Origin of the sequence: Stenotrophomonas sp. FR010 (assembly GCF_047520755.2) — a bacterium.
In the GTDB taxonomy this organism is placed as follows: Bacteria; Pseudomonadota; Gammaproteobacteria; order Xanthomonadales; family Xanthomonadaceae; genus Stenotrophomonas; species Stenotrophomonas sepilia.
Window position 1 is genome coordinate 131,277 of sequence record NZ_JAXBQT020000014.1, and the last position, 15,797, is coordinate 147,073.

The following is a 15,797-nucleotide window of genomic DNA, read 5'->3' on the forward strand; positions in this document are numbered from 1 at the left end:
TTGCATCTGCGGGTGCCGGGCGGCAGCCCGGCCCAAGCCCCCCACCCACGCAGGTAGAATGCGCCCATGGCTCTTTCCCTGCTCAAGTCCCTCAAGCCGGTCGCTGGCCGCGCCCTGCAGATCGCCCTGAACCGCGCGCTGGCGCTGGATCCGGATACCCGCCATGCCCTGGCCAGCCTCGATGGCCGGCACATCGACCTGACCCTGGAAGCGCCGTCGCTGGCGATGCGCATCAGCGTCGACGGCGACCAGCTGGGGGTCGGCCCGGTGGATGCGCAGGAAGCCGACCTGGCCGTGCGCAGCAGCCTGGCCGGCGTGCTGGCGCAGCTGCCGCTGCTGGCCAACGCACGGCGCGGCGAGTCCAACAACAAGGGCCGTGTACGCGTGGCCGGTGACGCCGAACTGGCGCGGCGCCTGCAGCAGCTGGCCAAGGGCTTCGACCCGGACTGGCAGCAGCCGTTCGTCAGCGTGTTTGGCGAGGTACTGGGCGTGCAGGTCGCCAACACCCTGCGCAGCGCCCTGCAGCACGCGCGCCAGGGTGCGATCGACCTGGCCCACAGCGCCGCCGAATTCATCACCGAGGAATCGCGCGACGTGGTGCCGCGCGCCGAACTGGATGCCTTCCACGATGATGTGGACGTGCTGCGCGATGACGTCGAGCGTCTTGGCGCGCGGGTGCAGCGCCTGCGGGGTGCCGCATGAAGGCCGTGCTGCGGGCGAGCCGCATCGGCCGGGTGATCCTGCGTTACCGCCTTGACGACCTGCTGCAGGGCACGCCGGCCGAGCGTTGGCTGCGCCTGGCCAAGCCGTTCGTGCCGCGTGCCTCGGCCGACATCGCCGCACAGTCGCGCGGTGCGCGCCTGCGCCTGGCGCTGCAGGACCTCGGCCCGATCTTCGTCAAGTTCGGCCAGATCCTGTCCACCCGCCGCGACCTGGTGCCGCCGGACGTGGCCAACGAACTGACCCTGCTGCAGGACCGGGTCAAGCCGTTCGACGGTGACACCGCGCGTCGCATTGTCGAGGAAGCGCTTGGCTTGCCGGTCAGCGAGGCGTTCGCCAGCTTCGATACCGAACCACTGGCCTCGGCTTCGATCGCGCAGGTGCATGCGGCTACGCTGGCCGATGGCCGCCAGGTGGTGGTCAAGGTGCTGCGCCCGGGCATCGAGAAGCAGATCGATGCCGACATCGCCCTGCTCAACTCGCTGGCCGCGCTGGTCGAGCGTACCCATCCGCGTGCCGACAAGATCCGACCGCGCGAAGTGGTGGCCGAAGTCGAGAACACCCTGGCCGCCGAGCTGGACCTGCAGCGCGAAGGCGCCAATGCCAGCGTGCTGCGCCGCTTCTGGGAGAACAGCGACGACCTGTACGTGCCGGAAGTGATCTGGAGCCATACCGCCGAGCGCGCGCTGACCCTGGAGCGCGTGTGGGGCATCCCGTCCGACGACATCGCTGCGCTCGACAAGGCCGGCATCGACCGCAAGGCACTGGCCGCCAAGGGCGTGCGGGTCTTCTACACCCAGGTGTTCCGCGACAACTTCTTCCATGCCGATGCGCACGCCGGCAACATCTGGGTCGACACCGATCCGGCCCGCCGCGCCAACCCGCGATTCATCGCGCTGGACTTCGGCATCATGGGCCAGCTGTCGCAGGAGGATCAGTACTACCTGGCCGAGAACTTCATGGCCATCTTCAACCGCGATTACCGCCGCATCGCCGAACTGCACGTGCAGGCGCGCTGGATGCCGGACAACGTGCGCATCGATGATCTGGAAGCGGCCGTGCGTTCGGTGTGCGAGCCGTACTTCACCCGCCCGCTGTCGCAGATCTCGCTGGCCGAAGTGCTGATGAAGCTGTTCCGCGTGGCGCAGCGCTACCAGCTGACCCTGCAGCCGCAGCTGATCCTGCTGCAGAAGACCCTGCTGAACATCGAAGGTGTCGGCCGCCAGCTGGATCCGCAGATCGATATCTGGGCGGTGGCCAAGCCGGTGCTGGCGAAAATCCTGCGCGAGCGCTACAGCCCACGCCGGGTCGTGCGCGAGATCGGCAAGCGGTTGCCGGAAATCATGACCCACGCACCGGACATGCCGCGCCTCGTACACGCCTGGCTGACCCAGCAGGTGGAGGGGCGCCACGAGCTGGCGATGCGCTCGCGCGATCTGGTTGCGCTGGATGCCAGCGTGCAGCGCCTGCAGAAGCGCGCGGTCGGCGCGATCACCGGCGTCGGCCTGCTGGCCATCGCTGCGCTGATGTACGTGCTGCAGCCGCCGGGCTGGTACTGGGGCGACCTGCCGATGTGGAGCTGGGTGTCCGGTGCCGTTGGCGCGGCGGCGCTGGCGCGCGCGTGGTGGCGCTGATCCCTGTTTATCCACAGTCGGCGGCGTCACACGCCGCCGACCGGCCACGGCTCTACCAGTGATAGCCCAGGCCCAGGTGTGACTGCACGCTCTGGAAGCGGTCCAGGCGTGTCCTGTGCCAGGTCTTGCCGATGCCCATGTCCACCACCAGATGCTTACCCAGCGGCTGGCTGCGGCGCAGGAAGGCACGACGTGCATCGTGTTCGCGCAGCAGCAGCGGATCGGAATCGGCGGTGTAGCCGGAAGTACCGCTGCCCAGCCACAGCTGGGTCGAGCCACGGCCCTGCGCATCCTTCAGGCGCAGTGACAGCGTGGTGCCATGGCCGTCGGGCCCATTGGACTGGCGATGCCGCTCGTGGCGCAGTGAGGCGGTCACGCGCGGGAAGTAATGCGCTGCGCCCACCGACCAGCCACTCACGTACGCGCCTGCATGGTACTGGGCGTACTTGCCGCCCACGCTCAGTACGGTCTGCGGTGCCACGTGCCACTGCAGGTCCTGGTTGACCTGGCGGTTGACGAATACCGGGTCATCGTTGGAGGCAGTGAAGGCAGTACGGGTCGAGACGCGAGGACTCCAGCGCTGGTGCAGCGAACCCTGCACGCGATTGCCGCCGAAGCGCTTGCTGCCGTAGTCGCGTTCGCCATGGGCCAGGCCCAGATGCCAACGGCTGTCACCGCTGCGGCCGGCCACGTCCACGGTCTGTACGTCACGCTTGCCGAAGCCGTCGGTGTAGTCGGCATGGTCCAGTTGCACCGAGACCCGGTCGATGCCGGCGTGGGCGCTGGACACAGCCAGTAGCAGGGCACACGGCAGTGCGCCACGGATGATCAATCGCATGGGGTTACTCCAGGGGTTGGGAATGCAGCGACTGCAGCAGCCGGTAGCGACCGGGCGGCAGGTTTCGTTCCACGGTGATGCGCGGTCCGAACTGGCTGCCCGGCGCGACGATGCGACCGGGCAGGATGATCACGCCGACACCCAGCGCGGCGCCCTCACCGATCCAGGCGCCGAGCTTGTCGCGCTGGCTGTCGATGACGGTATTGCCGATGTGGACGGCGACCGTCGCACCATCCAGGCGATGGTTGCTGGTGCGTACCAGCGCGCCCAGGTAGGCACGGGCGTCGACGCGGCTGTCGGCGATGAAACATTGCGGGCCGATGCAGGCGCCGTCGCCGATCAGTGCGTTCTTCAGTTCACCTGCAAAGCCGATGCGCACGCCGTCACCGATACGCAGTGGGCCGCGCAGCAGCGCATTGTTGCCGATCAGGCAGTCGCGGCCGATCGATACCGGCCCCTGCAGCTGGGCGCCGTCGCAGATGCGGCTGCCGGCGCCGATCCTCACCTTGCCCTGCACCATCGCGCGCGGCGAAACCTGTGCAGTGGAATCGACGTGCGGTGGCAGCGTCGAAAGCGCGGCGGCCATCGCGGCCAGGTCATTCCACCACATGCGGATACCTGGTCGGTTTGTCGCGCAGCGGTTCGCGTCCGGTGAACAGCCCGGCCACGCCGTGCATCAACCAGATCGCGTAGGCGAGCAGCACGTACAACATCGAGAACGCGGCGGCGGGTACCAGCCACGCCCGGCGGTGGTGGATCGCACTGATCACCGCCAGCAACATGACGATGCCAATCCAGAACAGCGGCATCACAGACAGGGCGAGGCCACCCGGCCCATGCAGCTGGGCCGCACCGAACCAGACCTGTAGGGTCAGCACGATGCCGGCCAGCGCGAGCAGCATCATCGGCAGGATGCTGAACAGGCCGAATCGGGTCAGCAGCAGGCCGCGATGCAGGCGCATGCACACCGCATAGCCGACGATCCAGCGCCGCCAGCGCCGCCATTCCTCCACCAGCGTGTTGCATTCCTGCGGGTAGACCACGCAGCGCACGCTCTGGCGGACGCGGTACCCCTGCGCGACCAGCGACCAGGACATGTCCAGGTCTTCCACGCGGGTGCGGTCGGAGAAGCCGACCTTGCGCAGCACCGAGGTACGGAACAGGCCACACGAACCGGAGACAATGAAGGGGGCGCCGCCCAGCCACTGCTGGAAGCTGCGCTTGATGACGATCATCGGCAGCTTCAGGCTGGCGCGCACATGCGGCAGGAAGCCGGCACCCTGCAGGCTGGACGACGGCACGCCACCGACCGCATCGGCACCGCGCTCGATCTCGTCCAGCAGGTGGCCCAGGCCGTGGCCGCGCGGATCGATATGGGTGTCGGCGTCGGTCAGGAACACCTGCTCGGCGGTGGCGTGCTGCAGGCCATGCATCAGCGCGCCGCCCTTGCCGGTGTTGGACTGATGCACCGCCACCAGGCGCCCGGGCCAGTGCGCCTGCAGCGCATCGAGCACCTGCGCGGTGTTGTCGGTGGAACCATCGTTCACGCAGATCACCCGCGCCACGTAGGGGTTCTGCAGCAGGCTGGTCAACGAGCGCTCCAGGCAGGGGGCTTCGTTGTAGGCCGGCACGATCGCATCGATGCTGTACAGGCGCGTGCTGGGGCGGCGCAAGGCCTGCACACACACACGCACCAGGATGAAGGCACACATGGCCAGGAACAGCAGCGTTTTCATCACAGCACCAGCCGGTAGGGCACGAAGCCTTCACTGGGGCCGATGCCGATCTGCTGGCCGCGGAACTGCGCATGGCAGCGCAGGTGATCCTCCTGCATGTAGTGGCGATCGCCCTGGCTGGCATGCTCGCGCAAGGCATGGATCTTCAGGTCCAGCTGTGCGCTGATGTCCTCGAATACCTGCGGTGCGAACTGTGGCAACGTGCTGGGGCTCTCGTAGCAGAGGATCTGCGGGATGCTGCGGCAGGCGATGATCGACGCTTCGTGGACGGTGCGATGGTCCTGGTGATGGTCTTCGCCGCACATCGTGTAGACGCGATGCGGTGTGATCTGCGCGCAGGCCTGCTCGATCGCCGCGACGATGTCGTTGCGGCAGGCAGGAAAGCGGGTATCCGGGAAGTCTCGCTGGATCACCTCGGCCACACCCAGGCGCCGCAACGCGCGGTGCGATTCGTCGCCGCGGTCGATGCCGGCATGACAGCCACGGCCACCACGGCTGAGCACCAGCGCATGGATGCGTGCACCGGCGCGGGCCAGTTTGGCCAGGCTGCCGCCGCAACCGAGTTCGATGTCGTCGGGGTGGGCGCCGATTGCCAGAATGTCGAGAACCATGGCCGTGTCCTTGCGGAAACCAAGAGGGCAGCGGGCGGGTGCACCGTCCCGCGTGAAGAAGGCGGGAACTATCGCAACGTGAACGCGGCGCGGGGCTAGGAGGAATACGAAATGTGGCCGGACAGGCCACAATGCTTACCCTTGCTGCGGCAATTGAAAGAAGCGATGACGATGCGGCTTTCGGAATTGAAGAACGAACTGATGCACTTCGGTGCTGAAAACGACGCGCATGAAACCGAGCGCGCTCGGCGCATGCTCAACATCACGCCGGATACCGGTGAATTCCTGTCGGTGCTGGTGCGTTTCGGCACCGCGCGACGGGTACTGGAAATTGGCACCTCCAATGGCTACTCCACGCTGTGGCTGGCCGAAGCCGCCGCCGCCATCGACGGTCACGTGACCACGCTGGAATTCGCCGAGGACAAGGTGACGATGGCGCGCTCCACGTTCGCGCGCAGCGGGTTGGCCGCGCACATCACGCTGGTGCATGGCGATGCCGGGCAGTGGTTGGCAGGGGCCGCCGAAGGCAGCATCGACCTGCTGTTCCTCGATTCGGACCGCGGGCAGTACGCCGGCTGGTGGCCGCAGCTGCGCCGCGTGCTGCGACCGGGGGGCCTGCTGGTGGTGGACAACGCGACCTCGCACGCGGAAGAGATGGAACCCTTGTGCCTGCTGCTGGATGCCGATCCGGACTTCAGCACCAGCGTGGTGCCGGTGGGCAACGGCGAACTGCTGGCCGTGCGCAACGCCTGATTGCCACGCCACAGACCCGGGGTCAGATCCCTTTTCCCGTGGAAAAGGGATCTGACCCCATACAGGGCACCCTTATAATCCCGCGGTGAGTACCGAACCTGACACCCTCGCCGCGGTCGAGACTGAAACCGCGCCCCTGCAGCTGCTGCACCTGGATGAGCGCCTGGCCGTGGTCAACAAGCCTGCCGGGCTGATGGTCCACGACAGCAAGCTGGCCCGTGGCGAAGATGATTTCCTGGCCGACCGCCTGCGTGAGCAGCTGGGGCGGCCGATCTTCCTCGTGCACCGCCTGGACCGGGCCACCAGTGGCTGCCTGCTGCTGGCCTTCGACCGCGAAACCGCCAGTTCGCTGGGCAAGGCACTGATGGGTGGCGAAGTGGCCAAGGACTACCTGACGGTCTGCCGAGGCTGGCCGGCCGAGCTGTCCTGGCGGGTGGACCATGATCTGGACGGCGGGCCGGGCAAGCCGGTGAAGAAGCCGGCGATCACCGATTTCCAGCGCCTGGCCACTGGCGAGCTGTCGGTGCCGGTGGGCGAGTTCAGCAGCTCACGCTACGCGCTGCTGCGCTGCCAGCCGCAGACCGGGCGCTTCCGGCAGATCCGCCGTCATCTCAAGCACCTGTCGCATCACATGATCGGCGATACCAGCCACGGCGATGGGCGCCATAACCGCATCTTCCGCATGCAGGGCGTGCACCGCATGCTGCTGCACGCCGAGCGCCTGCGTTTTCCGCATCCGGAGGGCGGCAACGTGGATGTCAGTGCGCCGCTGGACCGCCAGTTCCAGAAGGCACTGGACCTGTTCGGCTGGCAGGTGGACGCAGTTTGACGGTAGTGCCGGCCGCTGGCCGGCAGCTGCGTGATTCCAGGTGTACTGGGGAGCCGGCCAGCGGCCGGCACTACCTCATTCTCGTTTCTTTTCCGGCTCGTTGACGATCGCTTCCAGGTCTTTCTGCAGGTCCGCAAACAGCGGCTGCATGCGCGCCTGGATGGCCACCATCACGTTCTGCATCAGTGCCGGGGTCTTGTCCAGCAGGCTCTGGCCTGCCGCGCTCTCGTAGAACTCGGCCATCGCCAGCACGTCTTCCTTGCTGAACGTCTTCTTGTACAGGTCCACGTACATCGGCCGCAGCTGCTGCCACGACATGGCCTGGCGCAGGGTCTGGCTGGTCCGCGCCTGGATCCGCTTCAGCTGTTCCTGCTGCTGGGCGGTGAGCTGGCGCTGTGCGGCCACCTGCTGGAACTGCTGCTGCTGCATGGCTTCGATCTGCGGCACCATGGTGTCGATCATGCTCTGCGCGCGCGAGGCCGACAGCAGGCGGTTGATGTCGCCGTCGGTCGGCGGGGCGGCCAGGGCCGGGACGCTGGCCGTGGCCAGTGCCAGCAGCAGGGCGGCGCGGCGCAGCAGGGACGGCAGGGCGGGTGCGAAGCGGGTCATGCGGGCTTCCTGCGGTACATGGGACCGCCAGCATACCTGCAGCCCAGGCGAAGGCGGCGTGTTCGGCGCCTGATCGGCGGCATACGGGGCGCGATGGCGCACTCCACCACGTGGCTGCCGCTACAATGCGCGGATGGGCAGTGGACCGGTCACCATCAGCGCGCAGCTTGAAATCCCCGACGGCGAGATCGTCGAGCGGTTCGTGCGCGCCAGTGGCGCCGGCGGCCAGAACGTCAACAAGGTGTCCACTGCGGTGGAACTGCGTTTCGACGTGGCCAACTCGCCCTCGTTGCCCGAACCGTTGCGCGCGCGGCTGTTGGCGCGGCGTGACCGGCGCATGACCGGCGAAGGCGTGCTGGTCATCGACGCGCAACGTTTCCGCACCCAGGATCGCAATCGCGAGGATGCGCGCGAGCGGCTGGCGGCCTTCATCCAGGCCGGGCTGAGCGTGCCCAAACCGCGCAAGGCCACCAAGCCGACCCTCGGGTCGAAACTGCGTCGTCTGGACGCCAAACGCGGGCGCGCGCAGATCAAGCGCGGGCGCTCATCACGTGACTGGGAGTGATTGCTTGAACAACCCGACTTCGTTGCTGCCGGCCGTGCCGCCGCAGATGCCGCAGGTCAAACCCAACGCCTTCCTGCGCTGGCTGGCGCGCTGCACCCTGCGCATGGGGGGCTGGAAGGTGACCGGCACCCTGCCTGATATCCCCAGGCTGGTCTTCATCATCGCCCCGCATTCGTCCAACTGGGACGGGCTGTGGGGCATGGCGGCGAAGATCGCGCTGGGCATGAAGGTGAAGGTGCTGGGCAAGGCGTCGCTGTTCTGGTGGCCGCTGGGCCCGTTGCTGCACCGGCTGGGCGTGATTCCGCTCGATCGCAGCTCGCCACAGGGCACGGTGGGCCAGGCGGTGGACCTGCTGCGCAACAACGAGAAGATGTGGTTCGCCATCACCCCCGAGGGCACCCGCAAGGCGGTGAAGGACTGGAAGGCCGGCTTCCTGAAGATCGCCCGGATGGCCGACGTGCCGATCCTGACTGCGTATTTCCACTATCCGGAAAAGACCATCGGCATCGGTCCGTTGTTCACCCCGAGCGGCGACGATGTGGCCGACATGGCTGCCATCCGCGAGTTCTACCGGCCCTGGATCGGCAAGACCCGCGGCACGGTCTGAGCCGGCCGCAGGGCGCCGCATAGACGCCACGTCCGGCACATGCCGGGCGAGCGCGACAGGAGTAGGGTGGAGGGCTGGTATCCATACCGTCTGCCCAAGGAGCGTTTTTACATGTCGCGTACCGTAGTCCTGGCCGCCGCCATCAGCCTGGCGCTGGCGGCCTGTTCCGGCAAGGAGTCCACCCCCGTGTCCGATGCCCAGAAGACCCCGGCCCAGCAGCCGGCCGAAGCCTCCACCAATCCGCTGCTGAGTGCCAGCACGCTGCCGTTCCAGGCCCCGCCGTTCGACAAGATCAAGGACAGCGACTACCTGCCGGCGTTCGAAGAAGGCATGCGCCAGCACCTGGCCGACGTGCGCAAGATCGCCGACAGCAGCGAGCCGGCCACCTTCGACAACACCATCGTGGCGATGGAGCGCAGCGGCGAGACCCTGACCCGCGTGTCGCGCATCTTCTTCGGCCTGGTCCAGGCCGACACCAACGATGCGCGCCAGAAGATCCAGGAAGAAGTGGCGCCGAAGCTGGCCGCGCACCAGGATGAGATCAACCTCGATCCGAAGCTGTTCGCGCGCGTGAAGTCGCTGTACGACCAGCGTGACACGCTGGAGCTGGACCCGGTTCAGAAGCGCCTGGTCGAGCACTATTACGATGGCCTGGTGCGCGCCGGTGCGCAGCTGTCCGACGCTGACAAGGCGACCCTGCGCAAGCTCAACGTGGAAGAGACCACGCTCTCCACCCAGTTCCACACCCGCCTGGTGGCCGCGACCGCCGCTGCGGCTGTTGTCGTTGACGACAAGGCCAGGCTGGCCGGCCTGGACGAGGGCGCGATCAACAATGCTGCGGCCGCCGCCAAGGACCGCAAGCTGGATGGCAAATTCCTGCTGCCGCTGCAGAACACCACCCAGCAGCCGGTGCTCGGCTCGCTGAGCGATCGCGACCAGCGTGCCGCCGTGCTGAAGGCCTCTGAAACCCGCGCCGAGCGCGGTGATGCCAACGACACCCGGCAGACCGTGCAGCGCCTGGCCCAGCTGCGTGCGCAGAAGGCCAAGCTGCTCGGCTTCGACACCTTCGCCGACTACCAGCTGGGCGACCAGATGGCCAAGACTCCGGCGGCCGCGCTCAAGCTGCTGACCGACACCGTGCCGGCCGCCACCGCCAAGGCGCGCGCCGAAGCCGGTGAGATCCAGAAGGTCATCGACGCGCAGAAGGGCGGATTCCAGGTCGCCGCTTCGGACTGGGACTTCTACGCCGAGCAGGTGCGCAAGGCCAAGTACGATCTGGACGAGTCGCAGATCAAGCCGTACTTCGAACTGGACAACGTGCTGCAGAACGGCGTCTTCTACGCCGCCACCCAGCTGTACGGCATCACCTTCAAGCCGCGCACCGACATTCCGACCTACAACCCGGACATGAAGGTGTACGAAGTGTTCGACAAGGACGGCACCTCGCTGGCCCTGTTCTACACCGACTACTTCAAGCGTGACAGCAAGTCCGGCGGCGCCTGGATGGACGTGTTCGTCGAGCAGGACGGCCTGACCGGTGCCAAGCCGGTGGTCTACAACGTCTGCAACTTCACCAAGCCGGCCGCCGGCCAGCCGGCGCTGATCAGCTTCGACGACGTCACCACCATGTTCCATGAGTTCGGCCATGCGCTGCACGGCATGTTCTCGAACGTGAAGTACCCGTCGATCGCCGGCACCGCCACCTCGCGTGACTTCGTCGAGTTCCCGTCGCAGTTCAACGAGCACTGGGCACTGGACCCGAAGGTGTTCGCCAACTACGCCAAGCACTACAAGACCGGCGAGGCGATGCCGCAGGAACTGGTCGACAAGATTCTCAAGGCGCGCAGCTTCAACCAGGGCTATGCGACCACCGAATACCTGTCGGCCGCGCTGCTCGACCTGGCCTGGCACACGCAGAAGGCCGACGCACCGCTGCAGGATGTCGGCGCCTTTGAAGCCAGCGCGCTGAAGAAGTTCAAGGTCGACCTGCCGCAGGTGCCGCCGCGTTACCGCACCACCTACTTCGACCACATCTGGGGTGGTGGTTACTCGGCCGGTTACTACGCCTACTTCTGGGCCGAAGTGCTGGACCATGACGCCTACCAGTGGTTCACCGAACACGGTGGCCTGACGGCGGCCAACGGCCAGGAGTTCCGCGACAAGATCCTCTCGCGCGGCAACAGCGTGGAGTTGTCGACCCTGTACCGCGATTTCCGCGGCAAGGACCCGTCGGTGGAACCGCTGCTGAAGTTCCGCGGGCTGAAATAAGAAAGCGAAAACGGCGGGGGCGACCCCGCCGTTTTTCTTTGTGTAGAGCCGAGCCCATGCTCGGCTGGCTTTTTCTGGAGACGCAGCCGAGCATGGGCTCGGCTCTACACAAGCGGATCACGTCCCCACGTGCACCCGGTTGGCCTGCTCGGCCAGGCCCAGGTGATCGAGCGCGATATCCAGCGCCAGCACATAACTCTGCGCACCATACCCAGCAGCGATGCCCAGGCGCTGGCCGACACCGGCCGGCAGGCACGGTTCGGCCACTGCGCCGTCGTCATGCACCTCTACGTACGCGTTGTGCAGATAGGGCAGCAGCCGCTGCAGGCGCAGACTGTTGGCACACGCACCCGGATCGAGCAGCGTCACCTCGCCGCGGCTGTGATCGGCCACACGCAGCGCATCGAGCAGTTCCTGTTCCGAGCCACAGGCACGGATCGCCACGCTGGTTCCGGCGTCGATCGCGCGATGCACCAGCGACTTCAGTACCGGCGCCGGCAGGGGCATCGCGGTGCGGATCAGCGCGCCGGCCGCTTCCGGGCCGCGGATGATGAAGATCGACATGACTCAGCCCTCCTGCGCCAGGCGGCGGCCGACAATGGCCAGCGACAACGGGTAACCGGCCTGCTGGCTGCGCTGGTCGACCACCACGGCGGCGGGGCCGTGCTGCAGGCGCAGGCGTGCATCCAGACCAGGTTCGCTGGGTGCCTGCAACTCGATGTACTGCGCCGGCAGCCGTTCCAGCGCCGCCTGCAGCGCGCCACCTTCGGCCTGCCATTGCGCCTCGTCGGCGGCACCGACATCCAGCAGTACCCAGTCGGCCGAGCGCGCCTGCGGCTGGCACAGGCACTGGCGTACCTCGGACAGGCTGGCGCAGTCGCTGCACAGCACGCGATGGCCGGCCAGCTGTGCCGGCAGTTGGGGGCGCGGTGCAGACGAAGAGGCGTGGCGGATCACCAAGAGGGTCATACAACACCTTGCGGAATGCGCCGTGTGGCGCGGTGGGCACACGATGCGCGTGCTGCCCGTAAAGGTGCGATGCCCGCGGCCGGGCCGGGGCGTAAAACCTGCGTAACCCTTCATGTAGAGCCGAGCCTACGCTCGGCTGCTCTGCGCCCCGGTCGGGCAACCTCGACGCTACAAAGAACAAGCCGAGCGTAGGCTCGGCTCTACAGGAGCGCGGCGCGGGAACCTCTTGCGCCCGGATGAGGTCTGATGCAGCCACCACCCAACCGAAGCCTGTCATGGATGCTGTTGCCCGTCCCCCCTTTTCCCAACGCGCCGTGGCCTGGCTGAAGAAGGAGGCATTGCCGCTGTTGGTGATGCTCGGCCTGCTCGCCGCCGCCCGCGATACCCTGGCCAACCATTACGTGGTGCCGAGTGGTTCGATGCAGCCGACCCTGCAGCCCGGCGACCGGGTGGTGGTGGACATGCGTGCCTATGGCCTGCGCCTGCCGTTCACCGGCAAGGAACTGATGACCACCGGCGTTCCGCAGCGTGGTGAAGTGGCGGTGTTCGATTCACCGGCCGACGGCACCCGCCTGATCAAGCGCGTGGCGGCAGTGGCGGGCGACCATGTGCAGATGCGCGAAGGCCATCTGAGCATCAACGGGCAGCCGCTGCAGATGGCCGACCTGCAGGACGTGGAAGCCTTCGGCGAGCGACGTGCCCGCCTTGATCTGGACATGGGCGGCGGTCCGGACATCGCCGACCTGGTGGTGCCGGCTGGCAAGGTGCTGGTGCTGGGTGACCACCGCGGCAACAGCTTCGATGGCCGCTTCTTCGGCTTCGTCGACGCCGACAAGCTCTACGGCCGCGCGGTGGCGGTGTACTACCGCCGGGGCGACGGCTTCGAGTGGCAGCGCCTGTAAGCTGAATTGATACTTCTCGTATATCAATCATGACCTATCAGGTTATGGATCGACTGGATAGACGGGCCTAGTCTGAGGCCCGTTCCCTCCCGCGCTTGGCCGCCCCCACCGGCCCATCGATCCCATGACTGGCGAAACCGCGGCGGCCGTCGAACGCCGCCCCCCCACTGTCGACCCCAGCGCCGAGACCCGCATCCAGCAGGGCACACCGGCCTTTCGTCGCACCGCGCTGGCACTGTTCCTGGCCGGCTTTTCCACCTTCGGCCTGCTGTACACGGTGCAGCCGCTGCTGCCTGAGTTCAGCCGCCATTTCGGCGTGTCCGCCGCCGGCAGCGCCATGTCGTTGTCGCTGACCACCGGCACCTTGGCCGTGGCGATGCTGCTGGCTGGTCTGCTGTCCGATGCAGTCGGCCGCCGCCCGTTGATGATCGTCGCGTTGCTGGCCTCGGCCATGCTGTCGCTGAGCTCGGCGCTGGTGGATGACTGGACCACGCTGCTGGTATTGCGCACGCTGCTCGGCCTGGCGCTGAGCGGCGTGCCGGCGGTGGCGATGACCTACCTGGTCGAGGAAATGGACAGCCGTGCGCTGGGCCTGGCGATGGGCCTGTACATCGGCGGCAATGCCATCGGTGGCATGAGCGGGCGCCTGCTGGCCGGCATCATCGCCGACCACTGGGGCTGGCGCTGGGGTATCGGCGTGGTCTCGATCATCGCGGTGGCCAGCACGGTGCTGCTGTGGCTTCAGCTGCCGCCGTCGCGCCACTTCCATCCCCGTCGTGACGGCCTGCGCCAGTTGCCGTCGCGCTGGCGCATGCTGTTCGCCGACCCGGGCCTGCCGTGGCTGTTCGCCACCTCGTTCGTGCTGATGGGCGTGTTCGTCACCCTCTACAACTACTTGGGCTACCACCTGCTGGCGCCGCCCTACCACCTCAGCCAGACCGTGGTCGGCCTGATCTTCAGTGTCTACCTGGTGGGCACCTTCAGTTCGGCGTGGATGGGCCAGCAGGCCACGCGCTACGGCCGCGGCCGCATCCTGTCGATCTCGTTCGCGCTGATCGGCGCCGGCATCGTGCTGCTGGCAATGCCGTGGCTGAGTGCGATGGCACTGGGTATCGCGCTGGTCACGTTCGGCTTCTTCGGCGGCCACTCGGTGGCCAGCAGCTGGGTTGGCAGCCGCGCCGGTACGATGCGCGCCGAAGCCTCGGCGATGTACCTGTTCGCCTACTACCTGGGATCCAGCGTGCTGGGCGGGGTCGGTGGCCTGGCCTATGCGGCCTGGGATTGGCTGGGTGTGTGCCTGTTCGCTGCCGTGCTGACCCTGATCGGTGGTGGCATCGTCTGGGCACTGCAGCAGCGCGCGCCGCAGCCGGTCACCGCGTGATCCACCGCGTACGGTAGTGCCGGCCGTTGGCCGGCAACCACGGTGTAGCGGCTTTGCCGAGGTAGAGTCGACTGTCAGTCGACTGCTCTTCCATCAGATCGCGAAAACCCGCGCTGCGCGCGATAGTCGACTAACAGTCGACTCTACCGGCGAACGCCCCGCGCAGCAGCGTGGCGAAATTACGGATCAGCGGCGTTACCCGTTCGCGGTGCCAGGCCAGCTGCACTTCCGAATGCGCGCCGGCATCGGCCAGTGCCACGAAGCGCGATCCTTCCACGCGTATGTGATCGCATGACGACGGCAGGATCGCCGCACCCAGGCCCGCGGCGGCCAGGCTGATCAACGTCGATGCTTCACCGGCTTCCTGCACGATGCGCGGCGTGAAGCCCGCCGCCGCGCACAACGCGATCATGTGGTCGTGGATGCCCGCGCCGGCGCTGCGGCGGAACGCTACGAACGGCTCCTGAGCGAAGTCGCGCAGCGACAGCGTGCCCTGCTTCGACAGCCTGCGCAGGGCAGGGTGGTCGGCGTGCACGATCAGCGCCAGCGTGTCGACGAACAGGCTGTGCGCCACCAGTTCCGGCGGCAGCGCGCGCTTGCGGATGATGCCCACGTCCAGTGAACCGTCGAGCAGCGCGTCGATCTGCTGCAGCGTGTTCATCTCGCTCAGCTGCAGCCGCACCTGCGGGTACTGCTGACGGTAGCGCAGGATCGAACGCGGAATCTGCGGTGACAGTGGCGTGGCGCGAGTCAGACCGATATGCAGTTCACCCTGCTCACCACGCTGTGCACGCTGTACCTCGTCCACGGCCGTTTCCACCTGCTGCACGATGGCGCGTGCACGTTCCTGCAGCAGCTCGCCCGCAGGCGTCAGCTGCACGCGGCGATGGCTGCGCACGAACAGGCGCGCGCCAATCAGTTCTTCCAGCTGGCGGATCTGCTGGCTGAGCGGTGGCTGCGACATGCCCAACCGCTCCGCCGCCTGGCCGAAGTGCAGCGTATCGGCGACAGCGAGGAAGTAGCGCAGGTGACGGAGTTCGATGGACATGCGTCCAGTTTATTCATCGTCAGCCGGAAATGGGGTCAGAGCCCGTTGCGCAGCAACGGGATGCGACCCCGACAGATCGCGAAAACCTGTCAGAGGCGGGGCGGTGTGGGTGGGCAGGACCGTTGGCGCCATGGATGGCGCCATCGAGCCCCCAGGGTGAAGTGACCCCCGGGAGTTGGACATCAGATCCAACCCCGAGGGATACATGAACAGATACGACGCGCGTTTCAAACTGCAGGTCGCCAAAGAGGCCTGCAAGACCTCCACATCGGTCAAAGCCGTTGCTCGTCGCTACGGCCTGGAGTTCTCCACGGTCAGGCGCTGGGT

18 protein-coding genes are annotated in these 15,797 nt (G+C 67.1%); 10 read left to right on the forward strand and 8 right to left on the reverse strand.

What is annotated here, in order from left to right:
• The first annotated feature begins 66 nt into the window (after window positions 1-66).
• Both ACM0PK_RS14250 and ubiB read left to right on the forward strand, forming a co-directional pair.
• Entirely contained in the window at window positions 67-702 is a 636-nt protein-coding gene (locus ACM0PK_RS14250) for a ubiquinone biosynthesis accessory factor UbiJ (protein ID WP_088496705.1), read from the forward strand.
• Window positions 699-2,354 carry a ubiquinone biosynthesis regulatory protein kinase UbiB gene (gene ubiB / locus ACM0PK_RS14255; RefSeq protein ID WP_134971948.1) on the forward strand — a complete coding sequence of 552 codons (1,656 nt, stop codon included), beginning with the start codon at window positions 699-701 and terminating at the stop codon, window positions 2,352-2,354. The genes ACM0PK_RS14250 and ubiB overlap by 4 nt, the downstream gene beginning before the upstream one ends.
• Window positions 2,355-2,406: 52 nt before the next feature.
• Here the strand turns inward: ubiB and ACM0PK_RS14260 are convergent, their stop codons facing one another.
• Genes ACM0PK_RS14260 through ACM0PK_RS14275 form a run of 4 tightly spaced genes read right to left on the reverse strand, consistent with a single transcriptional unit; the run spans window position 2,407 to window position 5,539 of the window.
• Window positions 2,407-3,192 carry a YaiO family outer membrane beta-barrel protein gene (locus ACM0PK_RS14260; RefSeq protein WP_049439153.1) on the reverse strand — a complete coding sequence of 262 codons (786 nt, stop codon included), beginning with the start codon at window positions 3,190-3,192 and terminating at the stop codon, window positions 2,407-2,409.
• Between the two features lie 4 nt (window positions 3,193-3,196).
• The gene (locus tag ACM0PK_RS14265) at window positions 3,197-3,802 is read right to left on the reverse strand and encodes an LbetaH domain-containing protein (protein ID WP_069138105.1); all 606 of its coding nucleotides are present in this window, start codon (window positions 3,800-3,802) and stop codon (window positions 3,197-3,199) included.
• Complete coding sequence (locus tag ACM0PK_RS14270; RefSeq protein ID WP_180884861.1) at window positions 3,789-4,928, reverse strand: glycosyltransferase family 2 protein; 1,140 nt, start codon at window positions 4,926-4,928, stop codon at window positions 3,789-3,791. Before ACM0PK_RS14270 ends, ACM0PK_RS14265 begins: the two co-directional genes overlap by 14 nt.
• Window positions 4,928-5,539 (reverse strand): PIG-L deacetylase family protein, encoded by a 612-nt coding sequence (locus ACM0PK_RS14275; RefSeq protein WP_049413625.1) that lies wholly within the window; start codon window positions 5,537-5,539, stop codon window positions 4,928-4,930. Before ACM0PK_RS14275 ends, ACM0PK_RS14270 begins: the two co-directional genes overlap by 1 nt.
• A gap of 165 nt (window positions 5,540-5,704) precedes the next feature.
• On the opposite strand from ACM0PK_RS14275, the gene ACM0PK_RS14280 reads away from it, so the two are divergent.
• Window positions 5,705-6,292 carry an O-methyltransferase gene (locus ACM0PK_RS14280; protein ID WP_134971944.1) on the forward strand — a complete coding sequence of 196 codons (588 nt, stop codon included), beginning with the start codon at window positions 5,705-5,707 and terminating at the stop codon, window positions 6,290-6,292.
• Between the two features lie 85 nt (window positions 6,293-6,377).
• Window positions 6,378-7,121, forward strand: coding sequence for a pseudouridine synthase (locus ACM0PK_RS14285; protein WP_005420759.1), 744 nt, complete (start codon window positions 6,378-6,380; stop codon window positions 7,119-7,121).
• A 75-nt stretch (window positions 7,122-7,196) separates the two neighbouring features.
• On the opposite strand, the gene ACM0PK_RS14290 is transcribed toward ACM0PK_RS14285, so the two are convergent.
• Complete coding sequence (locus tag ACM0PK_RS14290; protein WP_005420757.1) at window positions 7,197-7,730, reverse strand: DUF2059 domain-containing protein; 534 nt, start codon at window positions 7,728-7,730, stop codon at window positions 7,197-7,199.
• 133 nt (window positions 7,731-7,863) lie between these two features.
• On the opposite strand from ACM0PK_RS14290, the gene arfB reads away from it, so the two are divergent.
• The 3 genes from arfB (at window position 7,864) to dcp (ending at window position 11,170) form a co-directional block, all read left to right on the forward strand.
• Window positions 7,864-8,295 carry an alternative ribosome rescue aminoacyl-tRNA hydrolase ArfB gene (gene arfB / locus ACM0PK_RS14295; protein ID WP_005420755.1) on the forward strand — a complete coding sequence of 144 codons (432 nt, stop codon included), beginning with the start codon at window positions 7,864-7,866 and terminating at the stop codon, window positions 8,293-8,295.
• A 4-nt stretch (window positions 8,296-8,299) separates the two neighbouring features.
• Window positions 8,300-8,902, forward strand: a complete 603-nt coding sequence (locus ACM0PK_RS14300; RefSeq protein WP_049413619.1) for a lysophospholipid acyltransferase family protein — start codon at window positions 8,300-8,302, stop codon at window positions 8,900-8,902.
• Window positions 8,903-9,013: 111 nt separating this feature from the next.
• Window positions 9,014-11,170 (forward strand): peptidyl-dipeptidase Dcp, encoded by a 2,157-nt coding sequence (gene dcp / locus ACM0PK_RS14305; protein ID WP_134971942.1) that lies wholly within the window; start codon window positions 9,014-9,016, stop codon window positions 11,168-11,170.
• Between the two features lie 117 nt (window positions 11,171-11,287).
• Here the strand turns inward: dcp and ACM0PK_RS14310 are convergent, their stop codons facing one another.
• A complete protein-coding gene (locus tag ACM0PK_RS14310) occupies window positions 11,288-11,734 on the reverse strand; it encodes a 3-dehydroquinate dehydratase (protein ID WP_004153636.1) in 447 nt (148 codons plus the stop codon).
• 3 nt (window positions 11,735-11,737) lie between these two features.
• Entirely contained in the window at window positions 11,738-12,139 is a 402-nt protein-coding gene (locus ACM0PK_RS14315) for a hypothetical protein (protein WP_019661885.1), read from the reverse strand.
• Window positions 12,140-12,414: 275 nt separating this feature from the next.
• On the opposite strand from ACM0PK_RS14315, the gene lepB reads away from it, so the two are divergent.
• Complete coding sequence (gene lepB / locus ACM0PK_RS14320; RefSeq protein ID WP_065196003.1) at window positions 12,415-13,041, forward strand: signal peptidase I; 627 nt, start codon at window positions 12,415-12,417, stop codon at window positions 13,039-13,041.
• 124 nt (window positions 13,042-13,165) lie between these two features.
• A complete protein-coding gene (locus tag ACM0PK_RS14325; protein WP_065185577.1) occupies window positions 13,166-14,422 on the forward strand; it encodes an MFS transporter in 1,257 nt (418 codons plus the stop codon).
• A gap of 130 nt (window positions 14,423-14,552) precedes the next feature.
• Here ACM0PK_RS14325 and ACM0PK_RS14330 read toward each other — a convergent pair whose 3' ends face one another.
• Window positions 14,553-15,470, reverse strand: a complete 918-nt coding sequence (locus ACM0PK_RS14330) for a LysR family transcriptional regulator (RefSeq protein ID WP_414607996.1) — start codon at window positions 15,468-15,470, stop codon at window positions 14,553-14,555.
• 205 nt (window positions 15,471-15,675) lie between these two features.
• On the opposite strand from ACM0PK_RS14330, the gene ACM0PK_RS14335 reads away from it, so the two are divergent.
• Window positions 15,676-15,797: transposase (locus ACM0PK_RS14335; protein WP_495498533.1), on the forward strand; the 122-nt coding region annotated here is incomplete at its 3' end.